The sequence below is a fragment of the Pseudomonas sp. DrBHI1 genome (genome assembly GCF_002205115.1).
Taxonomy (GTDB): Bacteria; Pseudomonadota; Gammaproteobacteria; order Pseudomonadales; family Pseudomonadaceae; genus Aquipseudomonas; species Aquipseudomonas mosselii.
This window is the reverse complement of record NZ_NIBE01000054.1, coordinates 52,462-77,589: the sequence shown is the minus strand read 5'-3', so window position 1 is coordinate 77,589 and position 25,128 is coordinate 52,462. Positions and strand designations below refer to the sequence as shown.

Here is a 25,128-nt window from a genome sequence, read left to right as displayed (position 1 = left end):
GTGCCCGATGTTAACCGTCTGACCCACAAGGAGCCAGCCAGTCAGCGCAGCTTAGGCAGCTACGACGACCACACGTACAGTGGCTTCAACGTCGCTGTGCAGGTGCACGGCTACGTCGTATTCGCCAACCTGACGGATGGTGCCGTTCGGCAGACGAACTTCAGCCTTGGCCACTTCAACGCCGGAGGCGGTCAGGGCGTCAGCGATGTCGTGGGTGCCGATCGAACCGAACAGCTTGCCTTCGTCGCCAGCGGTGGCAGTGATGGTCACTTCCAGCTCGGCCAGTTGGGCAGCGCGGCTTTCAGCCGAAGCTTTCTTCTCTGCGGCGGCTTTTTCCAGCTCGGCGCGGCGCTCTTCGAACGCGGCCTTGTTGGCGGCGTTGGCGACGGTGGCCTTGCCGAACGGCAGCAGGAAGTTACGGCCGTAGCCGGACTTGACTTTAACGATGTCGCCCAGGTTGCCCAGGTTGGCGACTTTTTCCAGCAGGATCAGTTCCATTTGGTAAAACCTCTTAACTTTTAACCTTCACCGTTCGCGGAGTCGTCACCCTGTGAAGGGGACTTGCGACCGCGAAAATCAATCAGGCTGTCGACAATGGCCAAAACCACGAGCAACGGATACATCAGCTGCATGAGCAGCGGCAGCGTCACGTACATCCCCACCAGCCAGAACCCGGCCAGTCGCCCTTGCGCCACCAGCCCGTGAATCAGGGCGATGCCAGCGAGCAGCAGCACCAGGCTGGAGGCGGTGGCGAGGACGATGAACGGCGAGCCGAGAAACGGACCGAGCACCATCAACGACACCAGCACCAGCATTGGCACCAGTGGCAGCCTCAGCTCGCGAAACTCGCGACCGAAACCGCCGGGGTTGTACAACGCCGCCTGCCAATAGCGCGCCAGCATCAGAGCCAGCAGGCTGAACAGCTGCAGCATTACCGCACTGGAAGCGACCAGCAAAGGGCCGATCAGCTCACCAGGTAGTACCGGTTGACCCTCGATCTGCGGCAGGGCTTTTTCAAGCGCCTTGGCCAGCACCTCGAAGGTCTCGCGCATCACCGCGTCCAGGATCAGGCTGTACAACAAGCCTAATGCGACACTGGACAGCAGCACCCGGGTCCAGGAATGTCCGGCCCGCAACAAGGCGGCCAGACCCAGCGTTCCCAACAGCACCAGCAAGGTGCTCAGTTCGCCGAAGTACGCCAGGACCATCGCTGGCAAAAGGCCCCAGGCGATGATCGATGACGCGTCCTTGAAACCGCGCCGCAGGAACACCAGGCTCCCGGCGGCGGCACTCAACCAGAACAGCAGCGGCAGTACCGCGCTGATGACCACCACGAGGGTGGCCTGCACACGACCGCGCATGATGAAACTTGCCAACGCTCGCATGCCTATCCCTTGCTACTTAGTCGACGACCCGGTCTCAGCGGCCGTGGCTGTCGGTGTAGGGCAGCAGGGCCAGGAAGCGGGCGCGCTTGATAGCGGTAGCCAGCTGACGCTGATAACGAGCTTTGGTACCGGTGATGCGGCTTGGAACGATCTTGCCGGTTTCGGATACGTAAGCTTTCAGGGTGTTGAGATCTTTGAAGTCGATCTCTTTCACGTCTTCAGCAGTGAAGCGGCAGAATTTACGACGACGGAAGAAACGTGCCATGTGATTGGCTCCTCAAAAGGTCCGTGGATTACTCGTCAGCGTTATCGCTGTTGTCGCTGTCATTGCTGTCGTCGCCTTCGGCGCCATCAGCATGCTCAGGACGTTCGCGACGCTCACGGCGCTCGCTGCGGTTCTCTTCGGCCTTGAGCATCTCGGACGGGCCGGTAACGGCTTCGTCACGACGGATGACCAGGTTACGGATCACGGCATCGTTGTAGCGGAAGTTGTCTTCCAGCTCGGCCAGGGCCTTGCCGGTGCACTCAACGTTCAGCATCACGTAGTGAGCCTTGTGAACATTGTTGATTGCGTAGGCCAGTTGACGACGGCCCCAGTCTTCCAGACGGTGGATCTTGCCGCCGTCTTCTTCGATCAGCTTGGTGTAACGCTCAACCATGCCGCCGACTTGCTCGCTCTGGTCCGGGTGAACCAGGAAGATGATTTCGTAATGACGCATGAATGCTCCTTACGGGTTAGTAGTCTGCCAGCTACCTGGTCAGACAAGGAGTGAATGACACTTGTATGTCTTGCCCTGGCGAGAAGGCGCATGCGCGCCTGCCAGCTCGGCAAGGGGCGCAATTGTAGAGAAGGCTGGAGGGACAAGCAAGGAGGCTGGCGAATATTTGAACAGCCGGAAACATATTCGCCCGCCGAAGCGATTCCCGCGAGGGCGGGCTCGTGGAAGCCCACCCCAGGGGAGGAATCAGCGCTTGACCTGACGCTGCCTCACGGCCTCGAACAGGCACACCCCGGTCGCCACCGAGACGTTCAGGCTGCTGACGCTGCCCGCCATCGGCAGCTTGACCAGGAAATCGCAGTGCTCGCGGGTCAGACGGCGCATGCCCCTGCCTTCGGCACCCATGATCATCACCAGCGGGCCGGTCAGGTCCTGCTGGTAAATCTCCTGCTCGGCCTCGCCGGCAGTGCCGACCACCCACAGACCGCGCTGCTGGAGTTTTTCCAGGGTACGGGCCAGGTTGGTCACGGCCACCAGCGGAATCACTTCCGCGGCGCCGCAGGCCACCTTGCGCACCACCGGCGTCAGGGTCGCCGACTTGTCCTTGGGCACCACCACCGCCGTGGCGCCGGCGGCATCGGCGGTGCGCAGGCAGGCGCCGAGGTTGTGCGGGTCGGTGACACCGTCCAGGACCAGGATCAGCGGCGGCGTCTCGGTGCGCTCGAGCAGTTCCTCGAGCATCAGTTCGCCCCAGACCTGGCTCGGGCTCACCTCAGCGACCACGCCTTGGTGCACGCCCTCGACCCAGGCGTCGAGCTCACGACGCTCGGCCTGGCCGACCTGGACGCGGTTTTCCGCGGCCAGGGCCAGCAAGACCTGGATGCGCGGCTCGCTGCGCCCCTCGGAAAGCCAGATCTGCTTGACGCGCTTGGGGTGGTGCTGCAGCAGCGCCTGCACAGCATGCACACCGTAGATCTTTTCCAGCTGACTCATGACTTGCTCTTGCCCTTACGTGGCGCGCCGGACTTCGACGGCCCCTTGCGATGCTTGGTCTTGCCCGACGACTTGGCGCCCTTCTCCGCCTTGCCACCGGCGTGAGCGCTGTGCTTGGCGTCGCTCATCAGCGCCTTCTTCATCTCGCGACTCTTGCGCACCTCGGCGTTGCGCTGCACCGCGTCTTTCGGGAAGTACGCCTCGGCGGTTTCGCTCTTGCGGCTGCGCGGCTTGGGTGAGATCTTCGCCTCGGGCGCCGCTGCCGGCTCCGGCGCGGCCTTGCCGGCAGGCGCGGCGGACTTGCGGCCGACCGGCGCGTTGACGGTGGCCTCAGACATTTCGAAATCGATCTTGCGCTGCTCGAGATCGACGCGCATGACCTTGACCTCGACCGTATCGCCCAGGCGGAAGCTGCGACCACTGCGCTCGCCCGACAGACGGTGGTGTACCGGATCGAAGTGGTAGTAATCACCCGGCAGGGCGCTGACATGCACCAGGCCTTCGACGTAGATGTCGGTCAACTCGATGAACAGGCCGAAACCGGTCACCGCCGTGATCACGCCGGGGAAGGTCTCGCCCACGCGATCACGCATGTACTCGCACTTGAGCCAGTTGACCACATCGCGGGTGGCCTCGTCGGCACGGCGCTCGGTCATCGAGCACTGCTCGCCCATCTGCTCGAGGGTATTCTCGTCGTACGGGTAGATGCGCGCCTTGGGGATGCTCATGGCGCCGGCACGCTTGACGTGCGGGGTGTCGACCTTGGAGCGGATCACACTGCGGATGGCGCGGTGCACCAGCAGGTCCGGGTAGCGGCGGATCGGCGAGGTGAAGTGGGTGTAGGCCTCGTAGTTCAGGCCGAAGTGGCCGTTGTTCTCGACGCTGTACACCGCCTGGCTCAGCGAGCGCAGCATGACGGTCTGGATCAGGTGGAAGTCCGGACGCCCGGCGATGCTCGCCAGCAGTTGCTGGTAGTCCTTGGGCGATGGATCCTTGCCCTTGTGCAGGGTCAGGCCCAGTTCGCCGAGGAAGGCGCGCAGTTTTTCCAGGCGCTCCGGCGGCGGACCGTCGTGCACGCGGTACAGCGCAGGCACGTTGTGCTTCTGCAGGAATTCGGCGGTGGCGACGTTGGCCGCCAACATGCATTCCTCGATCAGCTTGTGGGCATCGTTGCGCACGGTCGGACGAATTTCGTCGATCTTGCGGTCTTCGCCGAAGATGATCCGGGTTTCCTGGGTTTCGAAGTCGATCGCGCCACGGGTGTGACGGGCATCGACCAGCACCTTGTACAGGTTGTACAGGTTCTTCAGGTCCGGCAGGACTTCCTTGTACTCCTCGCGCAGCGCCTTGCCCTCGCGGGTGCGGGCATGCTCGAGCATGCTGCTGACCTTGTTGTAGGTCAGGCGCGCGTGGGAGTGGATAACCCCTTCGTAGAACTGGTAGTCGACCATCTGGCCGGCCTTGTTCATGGTCATTTCGCAGACCATGGCCAGGCGATCGACGTGCGGGTTCAGCGAGCACAGGCCGTTGGACAGCTCCTCGGGGAGCATCGGCACCACGCGCTCGGGGAAGTACACCGAGTTGCCGCGCTGCTGGGCCTCGACGTCCAGGGCCGAGCCCAGGCGCACATAGCTGGAGACGTCGGCGATCGCCACGTACAGGCGCCAGCCGCCGGAGAACAGGCGCAGCTTGCCCAGCGGTTCGCAATAGACGGCGTCGTCGAAGTCGCGGGCATCCTCGCCGTCGATGGTGACGAACGGCAGGTGGCGCAGGTCGACGCGCTTCTCCTTGTCCTTCTCCTCGACTTCGGAGCGGAACTTGCGCGCTTCCTTGATCACGTCCTTCGGCCAGACATGCGGAATGTCATAGCTGCGCAGGGCAATGTCGATCTCCATGCCCGGCGCCATGTAGTTGCCGATCACCTCGACCACGTCGCCCTGGGGCTGAAAGCGTGGGGTTGGCCAGTGGGTGATCTTGATCGACACGAACTGACCGATCTTGGCGCCGCCGTTGCGCCCGGCGGTGACCAGCACTTCCTGCTGGATCTTCGGGTTGTCCGGGGTCACGTAGCCGATGCCGCCTTCTTCGAAGTAGCGGCCGACCACGCTTTCATGGGCGCGGGAGATGACTTCGACCAGCACGCCTTCGCGCCGGCCACGGCGGTCGACGCCGGACACCCGGGCCAGGCCGCGGTCGCCGTCGAACACCAGGCGCATCTGCGCCGGGCTGAGGAACAGGTCCTCGCTGCCGTCATCGGGGATCAGGAAGCCGAAACCATCACGGTGGCCGGATACGCGGCCGCAGATCAGGTCGAGCTTGTCCACCGGGGCATAGGTGCCGCGCCGGGTATAGATAAGCTGACCATCGCGCTCCATGGCACGCAGGCGGCGGCGCAGGGCTTCGATCTGGTCTTCTTTATAAAGACCGAACTCTTCGGCCAGCTGTTCACGGGCAGCCGGTTCGCCACGGTCGGCGAGGCGCTGCAGGATCAGCTCACGGCTGGGGATGGGGTTGTCGTATTTTTCCGCTTCGCGAGCGGCCTCGGGATCGAGGGATTGCCAATCGGCCATCAGAAAGGGTTCACCTTGGGGTATATAGAATGGAATTCTGGCATAGGCGTATTGAAACCGGAAATGTCAGCCTTGGACAGCCCCGGCAGCGTGTCCGTCATGCGGCAATAGGCCTGCGGAATCAACAAGTTGAATTTTTTGAATTTTTTTTCGTTCGGGGGGTTTACAGGCATCAAGGGCGTCCGTATAGTGCGCACCACAACGACGGACAACCCCGAAGTTGTAGTAGAGATGAACGACGCTGTAAAGCATCTTGTAATCTCGAATGTGTGCCCAGGTGGCGGAATTGGTAGACGCGCTGGTTTCAGGTATCAGTGGCTTAACGGCCGTGGAAGTTCGAGTCTTCTCCTGGGCACCAAATTTTTCAAGTAACAGATGACCAAGGATCTGTTACTACTGTGTGAAAGCGAACGATAGTCGCCTTCACCAGATGATGCAAAGCTTTGCCCAGGTGGCGGAATTGGTAGACGCGCTGGTTTCAGGTATCAGTGACTTAACGGTCGTGGAAGTTCGAGTCTTCTCCTGGGCACCATACAAAAACCCACTAGCTTGCTAGTGGGTTTTTTCTTGCCTGCGATTTTGTATCGCGGGGGGGCAAGCCCTATCCCATGGTCGACCCATGAATTTCCCGTCATGCGCCCATTTGAGAAACAATTTCGTTTACCATTGTTTCCAAATATGTAGCCGTAAGCGAGGAAGTACCCGCATGACGATCCGCCCGCAACCGCTGATGCGCACCCTGGCCGCCGCAGTTCTGAGCCTGGTGATCGGCGCTCCGGCCGCCCTGGCAGACGAACCGGTCACGTTGACGATGTACAACGGCCAGCACAAGGAAATCGGCGACGCCATCGCCAAGGCCTACGAGGCCAAGACCGGCATCCATATCAATATCCGCAAGGGCAGCAGCAACCAGCTGGCCAGCCAGATCATCGAGGAAGGCGCACGCTCGCCGGCCGACATCATCTACACCGAGGAATCCCCGCCCCTGAACAACTTGGGCGAGCTGGGCCTGCTGGCGAAGATCGACGACGCCACCGCGAACATGATGCCCAGGGAATACGTAGGCGCCAACGGCACCTGGATGGGCATCACCGCCCGCACCCGCATCGTGGTGTTCAACCCGAAGAAGATCGATGAGAAAGACCTGCCGACCACGGTCATGGACTTTGCCAACCCCGAGTGGGAAGGGCGCGTCGGCTACGTCCCCACCAGCGGCGCCTTCCAGGAACAGGCCGTGGCCATCCTGAAGATGCATGGCCGCGAGGCCACCGAAGAATGGCTGACCGGCCTGAAAGCCTTCGGCAAGACCTACACCAACAACATGGTGGCCCTCAAGGCCGTGGAAAAAGGCGAAGTCGCCGCGGTTCTGGTGAACAACTACTACTGGTATGCGCTTGAGCGCGAGCGCGGCAAGCTGGATTCCAAGCTGTACTACCTGGCCGATGGCGATGCCGGCAACCTGGTCACCATTTCCGGCGCCGCGGTAGTCAAGGCCAGCAAGCACCCCAAGGAAGCCCAGGCCCTGCTCAACTGGATGGCCAGCGAAGAAGGCCAGCGGGTGATCACCCAGACCACCGCCGAGTACCCGCTGCACAAGGGCATGGTCTCGGACCGTGGCCTGAAACCGTTCGAGGATCTGCGCCCGCCGAAGATCTCGCCGGCGGACCTTGGCAATGCCGAGGAAGCCATCGAACTCGAACGTGAGGTTGGCCTGCTCTGATGACCGCCGCCCTGCCCTCGCCCGCCTTGTCGCGCTTCGTACCGAAGCGCAAGCGACCCTCCGTCTGGGTGGTGTTGCCCGTGTTGTTCCTGGTGGCGATGAGCCTGCTGCCGTTGCTGTACGTCGGACTCAAGGCCTGGGAAGCCGGCTGGCACGAAGCCCTGCGCCTGCTCTGGCGCCCGTTTGTCTGGGGCCTGCTGCGCAACACTTTGCTGCTGATGGTCGGCGTCACCGTGCTTTGCCTGCTGGTTGGCGTGGCCCTGGCCTGGCTGCTGGAGCGTAGCGACCTGCCGGGGCGGCGCCTGTGGGGCGTGGTGCTGTGCCTGCCGTTCGCCGTGCCGTCGTTCGTCAGCAGCTTCACCTGGGTGTCACTGAGTTCTGACTTCGAGGGCCTGGGCGGGGCCATTCTGGTGATGGCACTGTCGAAATACCCGTTGGTGTTCCTGCCGGTGGCCGCCACCCTGCGCAACCTCGACACCTCGCTGGAGGAGTCGGCGCGCACCCTGGGCTGCGGGCGCTGGGGCGTGTTCCACAGGATCACCCTGCCGCTGCTGTGGCCCTCGATGCTCGGTGGCGCGCTGCTGATCGCCTTGCATATGCTGGTGGAGTTCGGCGCCCTGTCGATCCTCGGCCTGCAGACCTTCACCACGGCGATCTACCAGCAGTTCGAGCTGGAGTTCAGCAACGCCAACGCGGCCATGCTCTCGGCGGTGCTGCTGGTGCTGTGCCTGGCGATGCTCTGGCTGGAGCTGCGGGTGCGCGGCAAGGCCCGCCATGTGCGCATCGGCCAGGGCGTGGCGCGCCGCGCGCAACCGCTGCGCCTGCGTGCCTGGATGCCGCTGGGGCAGCTGTTCTGCCTGGCCCTGGCGGTATTGGGCAGCGGCATTCCGCTGGCCATGCTTGGCTACTGGCTGAGCGTCGGTTCGTCCGCGGCGTTCCCGGTTGCGGCCATCGGCAAGGCCCTGGCCACTTCGCTGTCGGTCTCCCTGGGCGGCGCCGGCTTCTGCGTGCTGCTGGCCCTGCCGATCAGTTTCCTGGTGGTGCGCTACAAAGGGCGCCTGGCGATCTGGGCCGAGCGCCTGCCATACCTGCTGCACGCCCTGCCCGGGCTGGTGATTGCCCTGACCCTGGTGTTCTTCGCCCTGCACTATGTGCCGGTGCTGTACCAGACAACGGCGCTGCTGATCCTGGCCTATGCCCTGCTGTTCCTGCCACTGGCGCAGTCGCCGGTGCGCACGGCGCTGAACAAGGCCTCACCGACGCTCGAAGAGGCCGCACGCACCCTGGGTGCGAGCAGTTTCGCGGCGTTCTGCCGGGTCACCCTGCCGATCATCTTCCCGGCGATGGCGGCGGCGTTCGCCCTGGTGTTCCTGGATGCGATGAAGGAGCTGACCGCAACCCTGCTGCTCAGCCCGACCGGCATGACCACCCTGGCCACCGAGGTGTGGGCGCACACCGCCAACGTCGAGTTCGCGGCGGCGGCGCCTTATGCGGCGTTGCTGATCGTGGTGTCGGGATTGCCGGTGTACCTGCTGACGACGCGGATGTATCTGAACAAGGCGTGACACCCACTGGGGCCGCTTTGCGGCCCAATCGCGACACAAGGCCGCTCCCACAGGCACTGCACCGAGCGCCGAACCTGTGGGAGCGGCCTTGTGTCGCGATGCGAGGGCTCAGCCCTCGCCCGAGTCAGGCCCGGAACTGCCCCAGGCTGGCGCGCAACTGCGCCGCCAGGTCATCCAGTACCTTGCTGCTGGCCGTGGTCTGCATCACCACCTCGGCCGAGCGCTCGGCCTGGGCATGAATGTTCTCCACCCGACCGCGCACGGCCTGGGCGCCATTGGCCTGCTGCTCCGCCGCGCGGGTGGCCAGGCCGATCGCCGCATGCACCTGCTCCACCGCCGCCTGCACCGACTGCTGGCGACGCTCGTTATCACGCAACACCAGCAGACCCTCGCTGGCCTGGCGTCCGGCCTGGCTGATGGTCGCCACCGCCTCCTTGGCCCCCTGCTGCAGGGCGGCAATATGCGACTGGATATCACCGGTCGAGCTCTGCGTCTTGCTCGCCAGCGCCCGCACCTCGTCGGCCACCACGGCGAAGCCGCGCCCGGTTTCCCCGGCCCGCGCCGCCTCGATGGCGGCGTTCAGCGCCAGCAAGTTGGTCTGCTCGGCGATGCCATGAATCACCGTCAGCACCACCTCGATCTGCTCGCTCTGCTTGGCAAGCCGCTCGATCACCTGGGAGCCGGTCTGCACCTCGCCGGCCAGGTTCTCGATCAACCGTGCCAGCTGGGTGGAGGCGCGGCTGTTCTCGTCGGTGGCCTGACGAATGTCCACCACCTGCTGCAACGCCGCCTGCATCGCATGGCTCTCTGCCTGGGCCTCGTCGGCCATGCTCGACAGGTCGCGCAGGCTGGCCGCCACCTCATCACGCTGTAGCGCGGCGGCGGCATCGGCCCCCGCGTTGCGCTGGGCCATGCTGTCGATCTCGACACCGGTGCGCTGCGCCACCTCGCCCGCTTCGCGGACGATGGGCTGGAGCTTGTCGACGAAGCGGTTGACCGCCGAGGCCATGTCGCCGATCTCGTCACGACTATCGAGCTTGACCCGCTTGGTCAGGTCCCCCTCGCCCGCGGCCAGGTCGTTCAGCGCGGCGATCAGCAGGCCGAGCTTGCTAAGCACCCGACGCCCGAGCACCACGGCCACCACCAACAGCACGCCCAGGCCCACCAGCACCAGGCCCAGGCCGATGCGCCAGCGCAGCTCGGCGGCCGCGTCGCGCACGGTCTGCGCGGTGTTGGCCTGCATCGCCGTGGCGCTGTTCTGCGCCGTTTCCAACCGCGCGCGCAGGGCCTTGCCGCTGTCGGCAGCGGCGGCCACCAGGCTGTCGCCGACCAGTTGTTCGCCGCTGGCGATCAGGGCGGCGAAGCGCTGGTCGAGGGCCTTGAGCTCCTGGTCGACGCCCACGGTGGAGACCCCCATCAGCACCTTGCCGATCTCGGCACCGTTGGGGTTGATCGAGGCCTCGACGTAGTACACCGACGGATCCTTGCGCGCGGCGTCCAGTACCTTGTCCAGCGCACGCTCACCCTGCCCCTTGTCCATCAACGCCTGGTTGATCGGGTTCTGTCGGTTGAGGTAGCGGGTCAGGTGCTGGCCCTGGGCGTCGTCATAGATCACGAACAGCACATTGGGGTTGCGCTGGGCACGACGGGCGAAGTCCGACAGCGTCGGCACGTCGTTGTCCCAGATCGCCCGCGGCGCGACCGAGGCCAGCAGCTCGGCCATGTCATTGGCCGAGTCCTTGAGATTCTTCTCCAGGGTGGCGCGCAGCTGCTGCTGTTCGCCCTGCAGACGCTCGGAGAGGCCGGCGCTGAGGCGCTGGCGGGTACTGGCCGACAGGCTGTCGAGCCCGGCGCGGACATCCTGTCCGGCCTGCTCCAGTTCGGCGGCCAGCTTCTGGCTGTCGTTACCCAGGCGCGCGCCCAAATCGGCCTCCAGGGCGGTGACCGTGCTCCGTGTCAGTGCAACGGCGACCAGCACCTGCACCAGAAGAGCGATACCAAGCGCAACAAACACAGGCCGCAAGAGGCGGCTTCGTAACAGTGAAAGGATGGCAGACACGTTGTAACCCTCGTGTTTCTGGCGCCATTACTTTGATGGCATCTACAGAAACTTCTTACAGCAAGGGTTGTGCCTGAGGCAGCAGGTATAAACGCCAATGAGTAGAAGGGGGTAAGGCATTTGTGCAAAGCCACCCTTGCTCGCAAATGAAAACGCCGCGCTCCCTTGCGAGAGCGCGGCATTCAAGCAGCTACCGAAGTGGCCGATCAGGCGAACGGATGACGCAGCACGATGGTCTCGTTGCGGTCCGGGCCAGTCGAGATGATGTCGATCGGCGCGCCGACCAGTTCCTCGATGCGCTTGATGTAGTTGCGCGCGGCTTGCGGCAGCTCTTCCAGGGTTTTCACGCCCAAGGTCGACTCGCTCCAGCCCGGCATCTCTTCGTACACCGGCTCCAGGCCGATGTAACTGTCGGCATCGGACGGCGCGTCGATAACGGCACCGTTCTCGTTCTTGTAGCCAACGCAGATGTTGATGGTTTCCAGGCCGTCCAGCACGTCCAGCTTGGTCAGGCAGATGCCCGAGATGCTGTTGACGTCGATGGCACGACGCAGGATGACGGCATCGAACCAGCCGCAACGACGGGCACGGCCGGTGGTCGAGCCGAACTCGTGGCCACGCTTGGCCAGGGTGGCACCGGTCTCATCGAACAGTTCGGTCGGGAACGGACCGGAACCGACGCGAGTGGTGTAGGCCTTGGTGATGCCCAGGATGTAGTCCAGGTACATCGGGCCAACGCCGGAACCGGTGGAGATGCCGCCGGCAGTGGTGTTGGAGCTGGTGACGTACGGGTAGGTACCGTGGTCGATGTCCAGCAGCGAGCCCTGGGCGCCTTCGAACATGATGTCCTTGCCGGCGCGGCGCAGGTTGTGCAGTTCGGCGGTGACGTCGAGCATCATCGGCTTGAGCTGCTCGGCGTAGGCCATGCACTCGTCCAGGGTCTGCTGGAAGTCGATGGCCGGTTCTTTGTAGTAGTTCACCAGCTGGAAGTTGTGGTAGTCCAGCAGCTCACCGAGCTTGGCGGCGAAACGCTCGCGGTGGAACAGGTCGCCCACGCGCAGGCCGCGACGGGCCACCTTGTCTTCGTAGGCTGGGCCAATGCCGCGACCGGTGGTGCCGATCTTGGCTTCGCCACGGGCCTTCTCACGGGCCTGGTCGAGGGCCACGTGGTAGGACAGGATCAGCGGGGCGGCCGGGCTGATGCGCAGGCGCTCGCGCACTGGCACGCCCTTCTCTTCCAGCTTGGTGATTTCACGCATCAGGGCGTCGGGAGCAACGACCACGCCGTTGCCGATCAGGCACTGCACGCCTTCACGCAGGATGCCCGAGGGAATCAGGTGCAGAACGGTCTTCTCACCGTTGATCACCAGGGTGTGGCCCGCGTTGTGGCCACCTTGGTAGCGCACTACGGCGGCAGCATGTTCGGTCAGCAGATCGACGATCTTGCCTTTGCCCTCATCACCCCACTGGGTGCCCAGGACGACGACATTCTTACCCATAACACTTGTCCTCATTCACGCAACTTGGTTGCCGGCCCACTGCCGGCGAAGAATCTCAATGGGTCAGCGGCAGAACCTGCCAGCGCCCGTCTTGCTGAATCAATTGCCGATCACAATCCGCTTCGAAGGCAGCACTCAACGGCTGGCCAGGCAGGGCCTGGACCACACGCTGGCCTTCGTTGCGCAACTGGCAGACTTGCTGCCAGAGGGCCGCATCGCTGCTGTCGGGCATCCAGATGCCACCAGCAGGCAATACGACCTCCGCTCGCCCCAGTGTGACCAGGGTCTTCAAATCCGTGGAGAATCCGGTGGCCGGGCGCGCCCGGCCGAAATCGGCGCCGATGTCGTCGTAGCGACCGCCCTGAGCGATCGACTGACCTTCGCCCGGCACGAACACCGCGAACACCACGCCGGTGTGATAGTTGTAGCCGCGCAGCTCGCCAAGGTCGAAGTACAGCGGCAAATCCGGGTAACGTGCCGCCAGGCGATCAGCGATCGCCAGCAGGTCGTCCAGCGCCGCCAGCACGCTGGCCGGGGCACGGCCCAGGCGCACGCGGGCTTCGGCCAGCACTTCACGGCCGCCGCACAGCTCGACCAGGGCACGCAGCATGTTGCCCAGGTCCTTCGGCAGGTCGGCGGTGAGCGCCTGCACTTCGTCGACCGCCTTGCGCTGCAGGGCGTCGAACAGCTGCTGCTCCACATCACCGGACAGGTTGGCGGCACGGGCCAGGCCGCGGTAGATACCGACATGGCCAAGGTCCATGTGCACATCCGGCACATCGGTCAGCTGCAGCGTGGCGAGCATCAGGCTGATGACCTCGACATCGCTGGTAGGGCTGGCATCGCCGTACAGCTCGGCGCCCAGCTGGATCGGGCTGCGCGAGGTGGACAGGGCACGCGGTTGCGCGTGCAGCACGCTGCCGGCGTAGCACAGGCGGCTCGGGCCCTCACGGCGCAGGGTGTGGGCGTCGATGCGCGCCACCTGCGGGGTGAAATCGGCACGGAAGCCCATCAGGCGGCCGGACTGCGGGTCGACGACCTTGAAGGTGCGCTGGTCCAGGTCCTGGCCGGCGCCGGTGAGCAGCGACTCCAGGTACTCGATATGCGGCGTGACGACCAGTTCGTAACCCCAACTCTGGAACAGGTCCAACACCTGACGCCGCGCGATCTCGATGCGCGCCGCCTCAGGTGGCAGTACTTCCTCGATGCCATCTGGCAGCAGCCAGCGGTCTACCGTTGCCATTACGCCATTTCCCCTCTGGTCCGGGCGGCCTGCCCGCAGGCGAGCCGTGAGTGAAGCAGGCATTGGCGCACAATAGCGGGCAGCACTGATCCCAGCGCAACCACCGTACCCAATACCCTCGAATTGCCTTGCGTCCTGACCAAACCGTCAACAAGCCATGGGCCGATCAACCTTGCAGACGCAAAAAAGCCGGGAATTTCCCGGCTGCCGCATCATACACCCCTTTTCATTCAGGATGCACCCCGCCTGGCATTTTAGCTGCCAGACGGGGTGCCCCGTCATGAGAGCAACCTCAGGGCTTGCTCTTGTCCAGGTAGCGGAAGAACTCGTTCTTCGGATCCAGGACCATTACGTCGCTCTTGCTGGAGAAGCTCTCGCGGTAGGCCTGCAGGCTACGGTAGAACGCGTAGAAATCGGCGTCCTGGGTGTAGGCCTTGGCATAGATGGCCGCCGCCTGGGCGTCACCATCACCACGGGTCTCTTCAGCTTCACGATACGCCTCGGCCAGCAGCACGCGGCGCTGACGGTCGGCGTCGGCACGAATACCTTCGGCCAGCTCGTTACCCTTGGCGCGGTGCTCGCGGGCCTCACGCTCACGCTCGGTGCTCATGCGGTCGAACACGCTGCGGTTGACTTCCTTCGGCAGGTCGATGGCCTTGACGCGAACGTCGACCACTTCGATACCCAGTTCCTTGCTGGCCATGCGGTTCAGCGAGGCGGTGATGTCGGCCATCAGCGCATCACGCTCACCGGACACCACTTCGTGCAGGGTGCGTTTACCGAACTGGTCACGCAGGCCGCTTTCCAGACGCCGCGACAGGCGCTCGTCGGCGATCTGCTTCATGCCCGAGGTCGCGGTGTAGAAGCGCTCGGCATCCTTGACCCGCCACTTGGCGTAGGCATCGACCATCACCGCTTTCTTCTCCAGCGTCAGGAAACGCTGGGTCGGGGCGTCGAGGGTCATCAGGCGGGCGTCGAACTTGCGCACCTGGTTCACGTACGGCACCTTCACGTGCAGGCCGGGCTGGACATCAGCCTTGACCACGCGACCGAACTGCAGCAATACCGCGCGCTCGGTCTGCGAGACGATGTAGAAGCAGTTCCAGGCGGCGATCGCCACGACCACGGCACCAATCAGGGCGAACAGCGATTTATTGCTCATCAGCGGCTCTCCCTGGAACGCAGCGGCGGTTGTTGTTGCAGGTCCTGCGCGGCGCGCGCGGCGGCGTCGTTGACCGACGGCGAAACGCTGCTGACCGGCGCCGACGCGCTGTTGCGGCTGCCTTCGACCATCTTGTCCAGTGGCAGGTAGAGCAGGTTGCTCTGCCCGTCCTTGGTGGCCACCATGACCTTGCTGGAGTTGCTGTACACCTCCTGCATGGTATCGATGTACAGACGCTGGCGAGTGACCTCCGGCGCCTTGCGGTACTCGACGACCATCTTGCTGAAGCGGTCGGCCTCACCCTTGGCGCGGGCAATGACTTCATCGCGGTAGCCATTGGCGTCCTCGATGATACGCTGCGCCTGGCCACGTGCCTCGGGCACCACGCCATTGGCGTAGGACTCGGCCTGGTTGCGCGCACGCTGCTCGTCTTCCCGGGCGCGGATCACGTCGTCGAAGGCTTCCTGCACTTCACGCGGGGCTGCCGCGCTCTGCACGTTGACCTGGGTGACGGTGATACCGGTGCGGTAGGTGTCGAGGAAACGCTGCAGACGCTCGCGGATATCCACGGCCATCTGCTCGCGGCCTTCGGTCAGCACCTGGTCCATCGAGGTGGAACCCACCACGTGGCGCAGGGCGCTGTCGGTGGCATGCTGCAGGCTGACTTCCGGCTGGTCGACGTTGAGCACGAAGTCCTGCAGGTTGCTGATGCGGTACTGCACGGTCAGCGGCACCTCGACGATGTTCTCGTCTTCGGTGAGCATCTGGCCCTGCTTGGTGTAGGCCCGCTCGCGAGTCACGTTTTCCATGTACTTGCGGTCGATCGGCGGGAAGTAGATGTTCAGGCCGGGACCGACGGTCTCGTAGTACTTGCCGAAGCGCAGCACCACGGCCTGCTCCTGCTCGTCCACCACGTACACGGCGTTGTACAGCCAGATGGCAGCCAGCACCGCCAGGCCAATGCCCAGCAGCCCATAGCCGCCACCCTTGCCGATATTGCGGTCGCCACTGCCACCGCGTTTCTTGCCACTGCCGAACATGCCGTTCAGGCTGTCCTGCAGCTTGCGGAAGGCCTCGTCGAGATCCGGTGGACCTTTCTTGTCGCCACCACCGCCACCGCCGTTACGGCGACCGCCCCAGGGATCCTGATTGTTCGAGTTGCCACCCGGCTCGTTCCAAGCCATAGCGCTCTCCATCTGATAAAGCAAAGACGCGCCCACGGCGCGCCGTCCAATGCTACAGAATGCCTGTCACCGCTGCCCGCCGACCTCGACGGGCATTTATTGCAAAGTGTGTTGCTCGACAAACACTTGCGGCTCCATGCCTTCGCGGCTGACCAGGCGATTCAACTCGACCCTGGGCAGTCGCACGCTCAGCAGGCTGCGCCCTTCTTCATCATGCTCTTCACTCTGCACGGCACCCAGGGCAAAGAATTGCGCGCGCAGGCGGGCAAACCGTTGCTCCAGGCACAGGGTTCCGACGTACAGATCGTCCCCCAGCAGCTCGGCAATCGCCTGGCCAACCAGCTCCAGGCCGCGTCCATCACGTGCCGATACCCAGACCCGCTGCGGCTTGCCATCGGCATCGCGTTGGATCTGCGGCTCGACATCTTCAAGCAGGTCGAGTTTGTTATAGACCTCGAGGATCGGCAAGCTCTCGGCCCCGATCTCGCCCAGCACCGCCAGCACCTGTTCGATCTGCTCCATGCGCTCGGGCTCATGGGCGTCGATCACGTGCAGCAGCAGGTCGGAGTTGCTCGACTCTTCGAGCGTAGCCCGAAATGCCTCGACCAGCTTGTGCGGCAGGTGGCGGATAAAGCCCACGGTGTCGGCCAGCACGATCGGCCCCAGGTCGGCCAGTTCGAGCCGGCGCAAGGTCGGGTCGAGGGTGGCGAACAACTGGTCCGCGGCATACACCTCGGATTGCGTCAGGGCGTTGAACAAGGTCGACTTGCCGGCGTTGGTGTAGCCCACCAGCGACACCGACGGGATGTCCGCGCGCTTGCGCCCGCGACGGGCCTGCTCGCGCTGACTGCGCACCTTCTCCAGGCGTGCCTTGATCTGACGCAGGCGCACCCGCAGCAGGCGGCGGTCGGTTTCCAGCTGGGTCTCGCCCGGGCCGCGCAGGCCGATACCGCCTTTCTGCCGCTCAAGGTGGGTCCAGCCGCGCACCAGCCGCGTGCTCATGTGCTCAAGCTGGGCCAGTTCGACCTGCAGCTTGCCTTCATGAGTGCGCGCCCGCTGGGCGAAGATGTCGAGAATCAGCCCGGTGCGGTCCAGCACGCGACACTCGAAGACGCGCTCGAGGTTGCGTTCCTGGCTGGGCGTAAGGGTGTGATTGAAAATCACCAGGTCGGCTTCGGCTGATTGGACCAGGTCGCGCAATTCGTCGACCTTGCCGCTGCCGATCAGAAACTTGGCGGTGGGCTGATGCCGCGCCACTGTTACCAGCGAGACGATATCGGCGCCGGCCGACAGCGCCAGCTCCTGAAACTCCTGCGGGTCTTCGCGCGCCTCAGGGTTCTGACCTTCCAAGTGAACGAGCAGCGCTCGCTCACCACCACCGTGGCGCTCAAAGAACAATGCAGGCTCCTACTTTTTTCAAGCGTTGCCTTGCTCGCTGTCGCCGTGATCGGCATCGGACGGGCTTGGCAGGCGAACCGGACGGGCAGGTACGACAGTCGAAATGGCGTGCTTGTAGACCATCTGGCTGACAGTGTTCTTCAGCAGCACAACAAACTGGTCGAAGGATTCGATCTGGCCCTGCAGCTTGATCCCGTTGACCAGATAGATCGAAACCGGGACTTTTTCTTTTCTCAAGGTGTTCAAGTAAGGGTCTTGTAGCGAATGCCCTTTTGACATATGCCGCACTCCTGTAAGGATCAATAGTAGAAAATCAAGAAAATCGATAAATTATGACGCCCGTCCGCAAGGATAGACGGCATTTGGCAGGGACTCAGCTCAATATGGAGACGGTCCCCAGGTATTTCAAGGTGCGGGACAGATTGTCGCAGGCCAGGCTATCCAGCCAGTGCACGCCTTCCCAACCGCGCAACCAGGTGAACTGCCGCTTGGCCAGCTGGCGTGTGGCGATGATACCGCGTTCACGCATCTCATTCTCAGTCAGCTTGCCGTCGAGATGATCCCAGACCTGTCGATAGCCCACTGCCCGTATAGACGGCAGTTCCGCGTGCAAGTCACTTCTGGCTCGCAGCGTTCGGACCTCGTCGACGAAGCCCTGTTCCAGCATCTGTGAAAATCGTAACGCAATTCGCTGATGCAAAATGTGACGATCTGTAGGAGCAATCGCCAAACTCGCGACAGTATAGGGCAAATGCCCGCCCGCGCCTGCGTCTGCAGCGCTACTTTCCGCGAATTGACGCTGGCGGTGGGCGGTCATGGTCTGACCGCTGACCCGATACACTTCGAGCGCACGGATCAACCGCTGCGGGTCATTCGGATGGATGCGCCCCGCCGATTCGGGATCCACCTCGGCCAGTTGCCGGTGCAGCTCGCCCAGGCCCAGCGTGGCGGCCTGGGCCTCGAGTTCGGCGCGCACCGCCGGGTCAGCCTCCGGCATGTCGGCCAGGCCCTCGATCAGTGCCTTGTAATAGAGCATGGTGCCGCCGACCAGCAGCGGGATCTTGCCGCGCGCGGTGATCTCGGCCATGGACTCGAGGGCATCGGTGCAGAACCGCTTGGCCGAGTAGCTTTCGGCGGGATCGAGGATGTCGATCAAGCGGTGCGGGTGGGCGGCCAGCACCTCCTTGGAGGGCTTCGCGGTGCCGATGTCCATGCCGCGATAGACCAGCGCCGAATCGACGCTGATCAGCTCGCAGGGCAGCACCTTGGTCAGCTCGATGGCAAGATCGGTCTTGCCGGCTGCAGTCGGTCCCATGAGGAAGATCGCCGGGGGTTTCGCACTCATCTCATCGGCCCCGCAGGAACAGCTTGTCCAGGTCGTCCAGGCCCATCTGGGTCCAGGTCGGCCGGCCATGGTTGCACTGGCCGCTGCGCTCAGTGTTTTCCATGTCGCGCAGCAGCGCGTTCATCTCCGGGATGGCCAGGCGTCGGTTGGCGCGCACCGCGCCGTGGCAGGCCATGGTTCCGAGCAGTTCGTTCAGGTGCGCCTGGATCCGGTCGCTGGTGCCGTACTCCATAAGGTCGGCAAGCACATCCTGCACCAGACGGTTGGCCTCGGCCTGCTTGAGCAACGCCGGGATCTGGCGGATCGCCAGGGTTTCCGGGCCCAGGCGCTGCAGCTCGAAGCCCAGACGCTGGAACCACTGAGCGTGTTCCTCGGCACAATCGGCCTCGCGCTGGCTCAGCGCCAGCGACTCGGGCACCAGCAGCGGTTGGCCGCTCAGGCCTTCGCTGGCCATGGCCACCTTCAGACGCTCGTACATGATCCGCTCATGGGCGGCGTGCATGTCCACCAGCACCAGGCCGACAGCGTTTTCGGCGAGGATATAGATACCCTTGAGCTGTGCCAGGGCGTAGCCCAACGGCGGAATGTCGCCCTGGCTTTCCGGCAGCGCGCTCGACGTGGCGGCGGTGTTGTCCAGCGGCGCGTAGAACTCACGGTAGACCGCCTGGGCCTCGCCGACGTTGACCGGCTGCGCGGGGCGCGGGGTGTACTGATACTGATACTGATAGCCAGCGCCAGAACCGCCGGAGGAGAAGGCAGGGCGCGCCTCGCCCTGGGGCTGCTCGAGCACCGGCGAGGCCAGGCGCATCTCGCCCTGCGGGCCGAACTCGCCGGCCTGCAGACCACTCGGGCGAAGCATCTCGCTGGTCGCGGCAGGCGCGGCGAGCTGGTCTTCCGGGCGCACGTCGGCCAGGGCGCGGTGCAAGGTGCCATAAAGGAAGTCGTGGACCATGCGCCCTTCGCGGAAGCGCACTTCGTGCTTGGTCGGGTGCACGTTGACGTCCACTCCGGTCGGGTCGCACTCGAGGAACAGCACGAAGGTCGGGTGGCGGCCATTGAACAGCACGTCGCGATAGGCCTGGCGCACCGCGTGGGCGACCAGCTTGTCGCGCACGGCGCGGCCATTGACGAAGAAGTACTGCAGGTCGGCCTGGCTGCGCGAGAAGGTCGGCAAGCCGACCCAGCCCCACAGGCGCAGGCCATTGCGCTCGACATCGATCGGCAGCGCCTGCTCGAGGAAGCCCGGGCCGCAGATGGCGCCCACGCGCCGCGCCCGGGCCATCTCGTCGGCGGCTTCGTGCAGGCTGAAGATGGTCTTGCCGTTATGGCGCAGGTGGAAGCCGACGTCGAAGCGCGCCAGTGCCAGGCGCCGGATCACTTCCTGCAGGTGATCGAACTCGGTCTTCTCGGCCTTGAGGAACTTGCGCCGGGCCGGGGTATTGAAGAATAGGTCGCGCACTTCGACCGAGGTGCCGACCGGATGCGCGGCGGGCTGCACCCGAGGCGTCATCTCGCGCCCTTCGGTTTCCACCTGCCAGGCTTCGCTGGCGTCGACGGTGCGCGAGGTCAGGGTCAGGCGTGCCACCGAACTGATCGAGGCCAGGGCTTCTCCGCGAAAGCCGAGGCTGAGTACGCCTTCGAGGTCCTCCAGTTCGCGGATCTTGCTGGTGGCGTGACGCGCCAGGGCCAGCGGCAGGTCATCCGGGGCGATGCCGCTGCCGTTGTCGCGCACCCGCAGCAGCTTCACGCCACCCTGCTCGACCTCGACCTCGATGCGCCGGGCACCGGAGTCGAGGCTGTTTTCCAGCAGTTCCTTGGCCACCGACGCGGGGCGCTCGACCACCTCGCCGGCGGCGATCTGGTTGGCCAGCCGCGGGCTGAGCAGCTGGATGCGCGAGCCGCCACTCATTGCTGGGACGCCAAGGCGGTGGTGGGGATGTCCAGGTGCTGGCCGACCTTCAGCTCGTCGGTCTTCAGGCTGTTGCTGCTGCGCAGGCTGGCAACGCTGACCTGGTAGCGCACCGCGATCATCGCCAGTGTCTCGCCGGGGCGCACGGTGTGCTCACGCGGCCCCTGGGCGATCTTGCCGCTGTCACGCAGCCAGGCGATGTAGGTGCCCGGTGGCGGGTTCTGCTGGAAGAACTGGCGCACGCCGGTGTGGATCGAGCGCGCCAGCGCCTGCTGGTGGCTGCGGGTCGCCAGCTTGGCGGCCTCGTTGGCGTTGGAGATGAACCCGGTCTCGACCAGGATCGACGGAATGTCCGGCGATTTCAGCACCATGAACCCGGCCTGCTCCACACGCTGCTTGTGCAGCGGCGTGACCCGTCCCATGTTGCCCAGCACCTTCTGCCCAACGTTGAGGCTGGAGCTGAGGGTGGCGGTCATCGACAGGTCGAGCAGCACGCCGGCCAGCATGCGGTCCTTGTCGTCGAGGCTGACGTTGCCGGCACCGCCGATCAGGTCGGAACGGTTTTCCGTGTCGGCCAGCCAACGGGCGGTCTCGGAGGTGGCGCCACGGTCGGACAGGGCGAACACCGAGGCGCCAAACGCGGCCTTCGACGGCGCGGCGTCGGCGTGAATCGAAACGAACAGGTCGGCGCCCTTCTTGCGGGCGATCTCGGTGCGCTTGCGCAACGGGATGAAGTAGTCGCCGGTACGGGTCAGCTCGGCGCGGTAGCCCTTCTCGGCGTTGATCTGACGCTGCAGCTCCTTGGCGATATCCAGCACGATGTCTTTCTCGTGTTGGCCGCGCGAGCCGGACGCGCCAGGGTCTTCGCCACCGTGACCGGCGTCGATGGCGACCACGATGTCACGCTTGCCGCTCGGAGCTGGCGGCAGCTTGATCGCCGGTTGCGCCGGGGTGACCGGCACCGCTGGCGTCGTGGCCGGGGGCTGCGGCGTCGGTGGCGGGGTCGGGTTGCTGGCGGCGATGGCATCGGCCTCCTGATCGTACAGGTCGACCACCAGGCGGTTGCCGTACTGGGCGTTTGGCGCCAGGGTGAAGCTCTTGGGGGAGACGGCCTTTTTCAGGTCGACCACCACCCGCAGGTCGGTGGGCGTGCGCTGGGCCGAGCGCACGCTGGTGATCGGCGTATTCGAGGTGGAGACATTCAGCGGCGCACCCAGGGTGGCGCCGTTGATGTCGATCACCAGGCGATCAGGTGCGGTCAGGGTGAAGACGCTGTGCTGCACAGGCCCGGACAGGTCGAAGACCAGCCGCGTGTTGTCCGGAGCGCGCCACAGGCGCATGCTCTTGACTTGAGTGACGGCCAGCGCGTCAACGGTCACCGCGGTCAGCAGCAGCCCAACGACGGCGACCAGTGCGCGTATGCGCATACCTTTCCCCACTTACTGTTTGAATTCTTTGGCCAGAACGGCACACCAGGCTTCGCCGCGTGCCCCCTGCGGCGACAGGTTCAGCGAACGTCCGCCCGCTTGCGGGCTTATGGTAATGGTCAGGTCGGGCTTTGGCAAAACGCCCGCGCCTTTGTCGGGCCATTCGAACAGGCACAGCGCATCGCCCTCGAAATAGTCGCGAATGCCCATGAACTCCAGTTCCTCCGGATCGACCAGGCGATAGAGGTCGAAATGGAAGGCGCGAATGTCGCCGATTTCGTAGGGTTCGACCACGGTGAATGTCGGACTTTTCACCGGACCTTCATGACCCAGGCCACGGATCAGGCCACGGGACAGCGTGGTCTTGCCGGCGCCCAGGTCACCTTCGAGAAAGATCACACCATGACCTTTGGTCACTTCGGCCAGCTTGGCGCCAAAGGCGACGGTGGCTGGCTCGTCGGCCAGAAACAGGGTTAAACCTGACACGCTGAATGCTCCTCCAATAACGCTCTAATGACCGGGACCAGATCGCTGGCCGCCAGCCCTCTACCTTTGACACCCAGGCGCTCGCCCGCGCAGGCATGCAACCATACCCCCAGGCACGCGGCCTGCCAGGCGTCCAGCCCCTGGGCCAACAACGCCGCCAACACGCCGGTAAGCACGTCGCCCAGCCCGGCACCGGCCATGGCCGGATGCCCTCGCCCGCACTGCGCCAACTGCCCCGCCGGATCGGCCACCAGCGTGCCCGCGCCCTTGAGCACGCAGACGCTGGCGTAACGCCGCGCCAGCTTGCGCGCGGCGCCCGGCCGGTCGGCCTGCACCGCCTCGGTGGAGATGCCCAGCAGCCGCGCAGCCTCGCCCGGGTGCGGGGTGAGGATGCTGCCGCTGGGCAACGCCAGTGGCGCAGCGGCCAGCAGGTTGAGAGCATCGGCGTCCCATACCTGCGGCAGATGCGCATGGGTCACCGCCGACAGCAGGCTGCGGCCCCAGGCCGCCTGGCCCAGCCCGGGGCCGACCACCAGCACCGTGGCCCGTGCGAGCGGGCCGAGCAACTGGTTGGCCGAGCTCACGCCCAGCCACATCACCTCCGGCAGGCGTGCCAGCCCGGCGGCGACGTGCTCGGCACGGGTCGCCACGCTGACCAGGCCGGCGCCGCAACGCAGCGCCGCCTCGCTGCTGAGCAAGACCGCGCCGCCGGTGCCCAGGTCACCGCCGATCACCAGCACATGGCCGAAATCGCCCTTGTGGGCATCGGCGGCACGGGGTGGCAGCCCGGCCAAGGTCAGGCTGCTCAGCAACAATGGGGGGTGTTTGGTCTGAGGCATGGGATCAAAGGCTCCGATGTCTGGCAGAATTATACGCACCTGTGCCTGTAATGCCTTATCCATCCATGCCCGCCACGACTCCAGACATCGCCACACTGGCCCAATCGATCAAGGATTGGGGCCGCGAACTCGGTTTTGCCCATGTCGGCATCGCCGGCGTCGATCTTGGCGAGCACGAACAGCACCTGCAGCGCTGGCTGGCCGCTGGCTACAACGGCGAGATGGAGTACATGGGCGACCATGGCCACAAGCGCTCGCGCCCGGCCGAGCTGATCCCCGGCACGCTACGGGTGATTTCGCTGCGCATGGACTACCTGCCCGGCGACACGCAGATGGCCAAGCGCCTGGCGGAGCCGGAAAAGGCCTATATCTCGCGCTACGCCTTGGGCCGCGATTATCACAAGCTGGTGCGCAAGCGCGTGCAGCACTTCGCCGACCGCATCCAGGCGGCCATCGGTCCCTTTGGCTACCGTGCCTTCGTCGACAGCGCCCCGGTACTGGAAAAGGCCCTGGCGCAGGAAGCCGGCCTGGGCTGGATCGGCAAGAACACCCTGCTGCTGAACCGCAAGGCTGGCAGCTATTTCTTCCTGGCCGAGCTGTTCGTCGACCTCCCGCTGCCGATCGACGGCGTGCAGGGCAGCGATCATTGCGGGCGCTGCCAGGCGTGCCTGGACATCTGCCCGACCCAGGCATTCGTCGGGGCCTACCAGCTTGATGCCCGACGCTGCATCTCCTATCTGACCATCGAATTGCGCGGTGCCATTCCACTGGAACTGCGCCCATTGATCGGTAACCGGGTGTTCGGCTGCGACGATTGCCAGATCGTCTGCCCTTGGAACCGTTTCGCCAAGACCACTACCGAAGACGACTTCATGCCCCGCCGGGGGCTGGACAATATCGAGCTGGCCGAGCTGTTCCTGTGGGATGAAAAGCGTTTTCTCGGTTGCACCGAGGGCTCGCCCTTGCGGCGGGCGGGGTATGAGCGGTTTTTGCGTAACCTAGCGGTGGGACTGGGGAATGCGCCATCGACCATTCCCGTGCTGGAGGCGCTCAACGCGCGGCGGGATGATCCTTCGGAGCTGGTACGCGAGCACGTGGAGTGGGCGCTGGCTCGCCACGACGCCCTTTGACGCCTGCCGGCTTTGGCGATCAGAAGATTAACCCCTGCAGCCCACTAGCGACAGCTGCGCCAGTCCAGGCGCCGCCCGTAACTTCGCGACTTCAGGAGGCCGAACGGAGGTCTTGCGGAGGGAGGTGACGGGCATGGATGCCCGTCAAGCGCTGCGCCCCAGGATGGGGCGTACAGCGCGGTCCTCCCGGGAGCAAGGCCGGAGTGAGGGAACCCGGAGCGAAGCGGAGGGCCGGATGAATGGAGCGAGGATTTTTTGGTTCCTTTTTGATCCTTCAAAAAGGAACTCGCCGTAAGGGCGAAAAGGTGACTATGCGTCGACATCGCAAACGAATGCACTTACAACCATTAAAACCAGCGCCGACCGACTTTGACTTTGACTTTGACTTTGACTTTGACTTTGACTTTGACTTTGACTTTGACTTTGACTTTGACTTTGACTTTTAGAGCATGTGTTTTGAAAGCTATATGCGCATTCATTCGCGATGGTGACGCG

General features: G+C 64.5%; 21 protein-coding genes, 2 tRNA genes and 1 pseudogene. 5 read left to right on the top strand and 19 right to left on the bottom strand.

What is annotated here, in order from left to right; genetic code table 11:
• Positions 1 to 51: 51 nt before the first annotated feature.
• The 6 genes from rplI to rnr form a co-directional block, all read right to left on the bottom strand.
• The gene (rplI, locus tag CC207_RS10275; RefSeq protein ID WP_028688249.1) at positions 52 to 498 is read right to left on the bottom strand and encodes a 50S ribosomal protein L9; all 447 of its coding nucleotides are present in this window, start codon (positions 496 to 498) and stop codon (positions 52 to 54) included.
• A gap of 20 nt (positions 499 to 518) precedes the next feature.
• Positions 519 to 1,385: a membrane protein gene (locus CC207_RS10270; protein WP_028688250.1), complete on the bottom strand. Its 867-nt coding sequence runs from the start codon at positions 1,383 to 1,385 to the stop codon at positions 519 to 521.
• 34 nt (positions 1,386 to 1,419) lie between these two features.
• Positions 1,420 to 1,650 (bottom strand): 30S ribosomal protein S18, encoded by a 231-nt coding sequence (rpsR, locus tag CC207_RS10265; protein WP_003249563.1) that lies wholly within the window; start codon positions 1,648 to 1,650, stop codon positions 1,420 to 1,422.
• 28 nt (positions 1,651 to 1,678) lie between these two features.
• On the bottom strand, positions 1,679 to 2,104 hold the full coding sequence (gene rpsF / locus CC207_RS10260; RefSeq protein WP_011535936.1) for a 30S ribosomal protein S6: 426 nt from the start codon (positions 2,102 to 2,104) through the stop codon (positions 1,679 to 1,681).
• Between the two features lie 246 nt (positions 2,105 to 2,350).
• Positions 2,351 to 3,097, bottom strand: a complete 747-nt coding sequence (gene rlmB / locus CC207_RS10255) for a 23S rRNA (guanosine(2251)-2'-O)-methyltransferase RlmB (RefSeq protein WP_088852048.1) — start codon at positions 3,095 to 3,097, stop codon at positions 2,351 to 2,353.
• On the bottom strand, positions 3,094 to 5,667 hold the full coding sequence (rnr, locus tag CC207_RS10250) for a ribonuclease R (protein ID WP_088852047.1): 2,574 nt from the start codon (positions 5,665 to 5,667) through the stop codon (positions 3,094 to 3,096). The genes rlmB and rnr overlap by 4 nt, the downstream gene beginning before the upstream one ends.
• 271 nt (positions 5,668 to 5,938) lie before the next feature.
• Here rnr and CC207_RS10245 point away from each other — a divergent pair.
• The 4 genes from CC207_RS10245 (at position 5,939) to CC207_RS10230 (ending at position 8,952) form a co-directional block, all read left to right on the top strand.
• Positions 5,939 to 6,025: transfer RNA gene (locus CC207_RS10245), tRNA-Leu, on the top strand.
• Positions 6,026 to 6,112: 87 nt separating this feature from the next.
• A tRNA-Leu gene (locus CC207_RS10240) sits at positions 6,113 to 6,199 on the top strand.
• A gap of 174 nt (positions 6,200 to 6,373) precedes the next feature.
• Entirely contained in the window at positions 6,374 to 7,387 is a 1,014-nt protein-coding gene (locus tag CC207_RS10235; RefSeq protein ID WP_028688253.1) for an extracellular solute-binding protein, read from the top strand.
• Positions 7,387 to 8,952 carry an iron ABC transporter permease gene (locus tag CC207_RS10230; RefSeq protein WP_028688254.1) on the top strand — a complete coding sequence of 522 codons (1,566 nt, stop codon included), beginning with the start codon at positions 7,387 to 7,389 and terminating at the stop codon, positions 8,950 to 8,952. The genes CC207_RS10235 and CC207_RS10230 overlap by 1 nt, the downstream gene beginning before the upstream one ends.
• 124 nt (positions 8,953 to 9,076) lie before the next feature.
• On the opposite strand, the gene CC207_RS28275 is transcribed toward CC207_RS10230, so the two are convergent.
• The 13 genes and pseudogenes from CC207_RS28275 to CC207_RS10170 all read right to left on the bottom strand — a co-directional run bounded on the left by CC207_RS28275 (position 9,077) and on the right by CC207_RS10170 (position 23,503).
• A complete protein-coding gene (locus CC207_RS28275; RefSeq protein WP_371349751.1) occupies positions 9,077 to 9,781 on the bottom strand; it encodes a methyl-accepting chemotaxis protein in 705 nt (234 codons plus the stop codon).
• A 201-nt stretch (positions 9,782 to 9,982) separates the two neighbouring features.
• A pseudogene (locus tag CC207_RS28270) lies at positions 9,983 to 10,195 on the bottom strand (methyl-accepting chemotaxis protein); the annotation flags it as partial.
• A gap of 1,022 nt (positions 10,196 to 11,217) precedes the next feature.
• A complete protein-coding gene (locus CC207_RS10220; protein WP_028688256.1) occupies positions 11,218 to 12,510 on the bottom strand; it encodes an adenylosuccinate synthase in 1,293 nt (430 codons plus the stop codon).
• Positions 12,511 to 12,565: 55 nt separating this feature from the next.
• On the bottom strand, positions 12,566 to 13,753 hold the full coding sequence (locus CC207_RS10215; protein ID WP_028688257.1) for an ATP phosphoribosyltransferase regulatory subunit: 1,188 nt from the start codon (positions 13,751 to 13,753) through the stop codon (positions 12,566 to 12,568).
• 292 nt (positions 13,754 to 14,045) lie between these two features.
• A complete protein-coding gene (gene hflC / locus CC207_RS10210; RefSeq protein WP_028688258.1) occupies positions 14,046 to 14,915 on the bottom strand; it encodes a protease modulator HflC in 870 nt (289 codons plus the stop codon).
• Positions 14,915 to 16,099: an FtsH protease activity modulator HflK gene (gene hflK / locus CC207_RS10205; protein WP_028688259.1), complete on the bottom strand. Its 1,185-nt coding sequence runs from the start codon at positions 16,097 to 16,099 to the stop codon at positions 14,915 to 14,917. Before hflK ends, hflC begins: the two co-directional genes overlap by 1 nt.
• A gap of 96 nt (positions 16,100 to 16,195) precedes the next feature.
• On the bottom strand, positions 16,196 to 17,497 hold the full coding sequence (gene hflX, locus CC207_RS10200; RefSeq protein ID WP_028688260.1) for a ribosome rescue GTPase HflX: 1,302 nt from the start codon (positions 17,495 to 17,497) through the stop codon (positions 16,196 to 16,198).
• A gap of 18 nt (positions 17,498 to 17,515) precedes the next feature.
• Entirely contained in the window at positions 17,516 to 17,776 is a 261-nt protein-coding gene (gene hfq, locus CC207_RS10195; RefSeq protein ID WP_028688261.1) for an RNA chaperone Hfq, read from the bottom strand.
• 94 nt (positions 17,777 to 17,870) lie between these two features.
• A complete protein-coding gene (miaA, locus tag CC207_RS10190) occupies positions 17,871 to 18,842 on the bottom strand; it encodes a tRNA (adenosine(37)-N6)-dimethylallyltransferase MiaA (RefSeq protein ID WP_088852046.1) in 972 nt (323 codons plus the stop codon).
• A 1-nt stretch (position 18,843) separates the two neighbouring features.
• Positions 18,844 to 20,751 carry a DNA mismatch repair endonuclease MutL gene (mutL, locus tag CC207_RS10185; RefSeq protein WP_088852045.1) on the bottom strand — a complete coding sequence of 636 codons (1,908 nt, stop codon included), beginning with the start codon at positions 20,749 to 20,751 and terminating at the stop codon, positions 18,844 to 18,846.
• Positions 20,748 to 22,178 carry an N-acetylmuramoyl-L-alanine amidase gene (locus CC207_RS10180; RefSeq protein ID WP_028688264.1) on the bottom strand — a complete coding sequence of 477 codons (1,431 nt, stop codon included), beginning with the start codon at positions 22,176 to 22,178 and terminating at the stop codon, positions 20,748 to 20,750. Before CC207_RS10180 ends, mutL begins: the two co-directional genes overlap by 4 nt.
• Before the next feature lie 12 nt (positions 22,179 to 22,190).
• Positions 22,191 to 22,643, bottom strand: a complete 453-nt coding sequence (gene tsaE / locus CC207_RS10175; RefSeq protein WP_371349750.1) for a tRNA (adenosine(37)-N6)-threonylcarbamoyltransferase complex ATPase subunit type 1 TsaE — start codon at positions 22,641 to 22,643, stop codon at positions 22,191 to 22,193.
• Positions 22,644 to 22,651: 8 nt separating this feature from the next.
• A complete protein-coding gene (locus CC207_RS10170; protein WP_088852044.1) occupies positions 22,652 to 23,503 on the bottom strand; it encodes an NAD(P)H-hydrate dehydratase in 852 nt (283 codons plus the stop codon).
• Positions 23,504 to 23,568: 65 nt separating this feature from the next.
• On the opposite strand from CC207_RS10170, the gene queG reads away from it, so the two are divergent.
• Entirely contained in the window at positions 23,569 to 24,633 is a 1,065-nt protein-coding gene (gene queG, locus CC207_RS10165; protein ID WP_062360844.1) for a tRNA epoxyqueuosine(34) reductase QueG, read from the top strand.
• The last annotated feature ends 495 nt before the right edge of the window (positions 24,634 to 25,128 follow it).

Excerpts from the sequence above, each read along its gene's own strand:
- rplI (WP_028688249.1), bottom strand. The coding sequence starts at position 498 with ATGGAACTGATCCTGCTGGAAAAAGTCGCCAACCTGGGCAACCTGGGC.
- CC207_RS10270 (WP_028688250.1), bottom strand. The coding sequence starts at position 1,385 with ATGCGAGCGTTGGCAAGTTTCATCATGCGCGGTCGTGTGCAGGCCACC.
- rpsR (WP_003249563.1), bottom strand. The coding sequence starts at position 1,650 with ATGGCACGTTTCTTCCGTCGTCGTAAATTCTGCCGCTTCACTGCTGAA.
- rpsF (WP_011535936.1), bottom strand. The coding sequence starts at position 2,104 with ATGCGTCATTACGAAATCATCTTCCTGGTTCACCCGGACCAGAGCGAG.
- rlmB (WP_088852048.1), bottom strand. The coding sequence starts at position 3,097 with ATGAGTCAGCTGGAAAAGATCTACGGTGTGCATGCTGTGCAGGCGCTG.
- rnr (WP_088852047.1), bottom strand. The coding sequence starts at position 5,667 with ATGGCCGATTGGCAATCCCTCGATCCCGAGGCCGCTCGCGAAGCGGAA.
- CC207_RS10235 (WP_028688253.1), top strand. The coding sequence starts at position 6,374 with ATGACGATCCGCCCGCAACCGCTGATGCGCACCCTGGCCGCCGCAGTT.
- CC207_RS10230 (WP_028688254.1), top strand. The coding sequence starts at position 7,387 with ATGACCGCCGCCCTGCCCTCGCCCGCCTTGTCGCGCTTCGTACCGAAG.
- CC207_RS28275 (WP_371349751.1), bottom strand. The coding sequence starts at position 9,781 with ATGGCCGACGAGGCCCAGGCAGAGAGCCATGCGATGCAGGCGGCGTTG.
- CC207_RS10220 (WP_028688256.1), bottom strand. The coding sequence starts at position 12,510 with ATGGGTAAGAATGTCGTCGTCCTGGGCACCCAGTGGGGTGATGAGGGC.
- CC207_RS10215 (WP_028688257.1), bottom strand. The coding sequence starts at position 13,753 with ATGGCAACGGTAGACCGCTGGCTGCTGCCAGATGGCATCGAGGAAGTA.
- hflC (WP_028688258.1), bottom strand. The coding sequence starts at position 14,915 with ATGAGCAATAAATCGCTGTTCGCCCTGATTGGTGCCGTGGTCGTGGCG.
- hflK (WP_028688259.1), bottom strand. The coding sequence starts at position 16,099 with ATGGCTTGGAACGAGCCGGGTGGCAACTCGAACAATCAGGATCCCTGG.
- hfq (WP_028688261.1), bottom strand. The coding sequence starts at position 17,776 with ATGTCAAAAGGGCATTCGCTACAAGACCCTTACTTGAACACCTTGAGA.
- miaA (WP_088852046.1), bottom strand. The coding sequence starts at position 18,842 with ATGAGTGCGAAACCCCCGGCGATCTTCCTCATGGGACCGACTGCAGCC.
- mutL (WP_088852045.1), bottom strand. The coding sequence starts at position 20,751 with ATGAGTGGCGGCTCGCGCATCCAGCTGCTCAGCCCGCGGCTGGCCAAC.
- CC207_RS10180 (WP_028688264.1), bottom strand. The coding sequence starts at position 22,178 with ATGCGCATACGCGCACTGGTCGCCGTCGTTGGGCTGCTGCTGACCGCG.
- CC207_RS10170 (WP_088852044.1), bottom strand. The coding sequence starts at position 23,503 with ATGCCTCAGACCAAACACCCCCCATTGTTGCTGAGCAGCCTGACCTTG.
- queG (WP_062360844.1), top strand. The coding sequence starts at position 23,569 with ATGCCCGCCACGACTCCAGACATCGCCACACTGGCCCAATCGATCAAG.